Source organism: Streptomyces sp. A3M-1-3, assembly GCF_024213665.1.
Lineage (GTDB): Bacteria > Actinomycetota > Actinomycetes > Streptomycetales > Streptomycetaceae > Streptomyces.
Window position 1 is genome coordinate 1 of record NZ_JANAVP010000077.1, and the last position, 1,160, is coordinate 1,160.

Below are 1,160 nucleotides of genomic sequence, written 5' to 3' on the forward strand. Positions count from 1 at the left end.
CTAGTGTCCTGCGCCAGTAGTTGATCGTTAGTTGTTGTGTGACTTCTGCTGCTGGTGCGTCTATTCCTCGTCGGGGTCCGAAGCTGGAGCCGTTGCTGCTCTCTGCTGATGAGCGGGCTGTATTGGAGCGGTGGACGCGTCGGGCGACGTCGGCCCAGGCGCTGGCCCTGCGCGCACGGATTGTGCTGGCGTGCGCGGGGCCGGAGGTGCCGCCGATCGTTGCGGTCGCCCGGGATCTGCGGGTGGCCGCGGACACGGTCCGCAAGTGGCGGCGACGGTTCCTCGCCGACCGGCTGGACGGGCTGGTCGACGAGCCCCGGCCGGGCCGGCCGCCCACCATCAGCGTCGATCAGGTGGAGGCGGTCGTGGTCACGACGCTGGAGGAGATCCCGAAGAACGCCACTCACTGGTCGCGCAAGTCGATGGCGGACCGCAGCGGCCTGTCGAAGTCTACCGTCGGCCGGATCTGGCGGAAGTTCCAGCTCAAGCCGCATCTGACCGACACGTTCAAGCTGTCGACGGACCCGTTGTTCGTGGAGAAGGTCTATGACGTCGTCGGCCTGTACTTCAACCCGCCCGAGGGCGCGGTGGTCCTCTCGGTGGACGAGAAGTCGCAGATCCAGGCCCTGGACCGGTCCCAGCCGGTCCTGCCGATAATGCCGGGCATGCCCGAACGCCGCACCCACGACTACGTCCGCAACGGGCTGACCACCTTGTTCGCGGCGTTCGATGTCGCCACCGGCGAGGTCATCAGTGCCCTGCACCGCCGGCACCGGGCAGCGGAGTTCAAGAAGTTCCTGATCAGGATCGACAAGGAGGTGCCCGCGCACCTGCAGGTCCACCTGATCGTGGACAACTACGGCACGCACAAGACTCCCGCGATCAAGGCATGGCTGGTCAAACACCCGCGGTTCCAGATGCACTTCACCCCGACCGGTTCCTCGTGGATCAACCAGGTGGAGCGGTGGTTCGGCTTCCTGGCCGACCAGATGATCCGCCGTGGCGCACACAAGAACGTCCAGGCCCTCGAAGCCGACATCCGCAAGTGGGTCAAGAACTGGAACGAAGACCCCAAGCCGTTCATCTGGACCAAGACAGCCGAGGAGATCCTCGACTCCCTCGCCCGTTTCTGCCGACGGATCTCCGGCGCAGGACACTAG

Annotated in this window: 1 protein-coding gene; it reads left to right on the forward strand. The window is 65.7% G+C overall.

The features are described 5' to 3' along the window. Positions 1–62: 62 nt before the first annotated feature. The gene (locus tag NLX86_RS34220) at positions 63–1,160 is read left to right on the forward strand and encodes an IS630 family transposase (protein ID WP_254375722.1); all 1,098 of its coding nucleotides are present in this window, start codon (positions 63–65) and stop codon (positions 1,158–1,160) included.